We start from the raw sequence: 1,793 nt of genomic DNA, 5'->3' as shown, positions 1-1,793 counted from the left end.
CGAGTTCACGTCGTCTCGAGTCACCCCCAGCGCCTGCTGGCCGAACGCCGTCACCGAGTACGGCGGCTTCGCGCCGGCGGTGGCGAACATGTCGAAGGGAAGGAACTCATAGCGGTCTCGCTGCGTGAGGCCCGCGCCCGTGCCGCTCTCGGAGAAGGCCACCACGCCGCGCAGCTCCTTCAAGAACCGGGCAACGTCGAGCCGGTGGAGCTTGAGCACATCCAACTCCGCCTGCGTCAGCAGCGCGCGATCCGAGGCCACCACGAGGGCGCTGAAGCGCGTGCTCAGCGTGCTCCACCAGGAGGCTGGCATCGCCCCGAGCTGGGCCGCGTTCATGTGGAGGAAGTCCCGGCCCTCCATGAACCCCGCGGCCTGGAGCCCCTCCTTGCCGGAGCGGTAGCCCGCGGGCGGCGCCATGCGGGACTCCACCCAGAGGAACGGCAGCGCGTTGCCCGCGCGCGCGTAGGCCAGCGAGCGAATCAGCAGCCGCGCGGCGCCGGAGTCGTCCACGGCGTGGAAGTCGGGCGCATGGCCGGTGACGACGAAGTGGCCGAGCTGGGGATCCAGTGCGGGGTACCGGTAGCGCTGCTCGGGGCTGCTCGCGCCCGAGCACCCCTCAGGCTGGGACGCTCCCACTGTCAGCAGCGCCGTCACGAGCAGCGTGAGCGCGCCCTTCCAAGAGACTCGAAGCATCTGCGTGCCACCCATGAGAGGAATAGACGTACGACACGCTCCAGGGCGTGGGCCCAGGCCGAGCAGCTCCGCGGAGCATCCGTATTTTACACTTTTTTTAGATTTTCCGCTGCTCTCTCGTACTCCCGAGCGAGCAACTGCTGGTGGCGCTCGGACAGCAGCGAGGGCTCTACCTTCTGCCGCAGCTCGGCGGACACCCACGCGTCCTCTTCTTCGAGCTTCGCGCCCATCGCCTGGGCTTCGAGGAAGAGCTCCAGCGCCAGCACCCACCGCGTCGAGGCACTCGCGGGCTCTCCCTTCTGCTCGAGCAGCGCTCCCTCCTCCGCCAGGAGCCGGGCCAGCACCGCCACGCGGAGCGGGTGCCCCAAGAGCTTCGCGGTGGAGGCCGCGTCCGCCATCGTCAGCGTGCCGTACTCCATGCCGAGCAAGGAGAGCGCCGTGTCGCGGAGCAATTGCTGGGCCTCCTCCGTCTTGCGCTCGCGCCGCAGCTTGAGCAAGGCCCCGACCGCGGCGGCGAACTGCTCGATGAGGCGCTCGATATAGTCCTTGCGGATCATGCACCCAGCGTCAGCACCCGGGCGCGCTCCGTCAAGCCATAAAGCGCGTGCGCTCCGGGACAAAGAGCCGTCCATTTGCGTGCGGTGCTGACCTGGGCTCTGCTGCGGCTCGCTCCAACGAGGAGGCGTTCCGTGTCGGCATTCGGTCTCATCTTCCTGGTGGTGGGCGTGGGGCTGCTGGTGGGCTGCTTCTTCACGGCGGCGCGCACCCGGCGCTTCCTGTCCAGCGCCCAGGAGGCTCGGGCGGAGGTCGTCGCCTTGCAGCAGCGCCTCGGCACCAACCAGGAGCGCTCGTACTACCCCGTGCTCCGCTACCGGACGCAGGCGGGCGCCACGCAGGAGGTGGTCTCCAACGTGGGCTCCAACCCCCCGCGCTACAAGGAGGGCGACAGCCTGGTCGTCCTGTACGATCCGGCGCAGCCCGACAACATGCGGATCCACACCGTCTTCAACGTCTGGGCCTTCCCGCTGCTGCTGGGAGGAATTGGCGTCGTCTTCCTGCTGGTGGGCGGTGGCATCACGATGTTCAGCGGACACTGAGGG

Annotated in this window: 3 protein-coding genes; 1 reads left to right on the top strand and 2 read right to left on the bottom strand. The window is 68.7% G+C overall.

Going from position 1 to position 1,793, the window contains the following annotated elements:
• Positions 1–708: hypothetical protein (locus ACJ8AT_RS15550; RefSeq protein WP_407738514.1), on the bottom strand; the 708-nt coding region annotated here is incomplete at its 3' end.
• 71 nt (positions 709–779) lie between these two features.
• The gene (locus ACJ8AT_RS15545) at positions 780–1,250 is read right to left on the bottom strand and encodes a hypothetical protein (protein WP_407738513.1); all 471 of its coding nucleotides are present in this window, start codon (positions 1,248–1,250) and stop codon (positions 780–782) included.
• A 132-nt stretch (positions 1,251–1,382) separates the two neighbouring features.
• Here ACJ8AT_RS15545 and ACJ8AT_RS15540 point away from each other — a divergent pair, with 132 nt between their 5' ends.
• Complete coding sequence (locus ACJ8AT_RS15540; protein ID WP_407738512.1) at positions 1,383–1,790, top strand: DUF3592 domain-containing protein; 408 nt, start codon at positions 1,383–1,385, stop codon at positions 1,788–1,790.
• Positions 1,791–1,793 lie beyond the last annotated feature (3 nt).

This window comes from Hyalangium sp. (assembly GCF_045802625.1).
In the GTDB taxonomy this organism is placed as follows: domain Bacteria; phylum Myxococcota; class Myxococcia; order Myxococcales; family Myxococcaceae; genus Hyalangium.
Note: the sequence above shows the minus strand (reverse complement) of the source record. Positions and strands in the feature narration are given on the sequence as shown.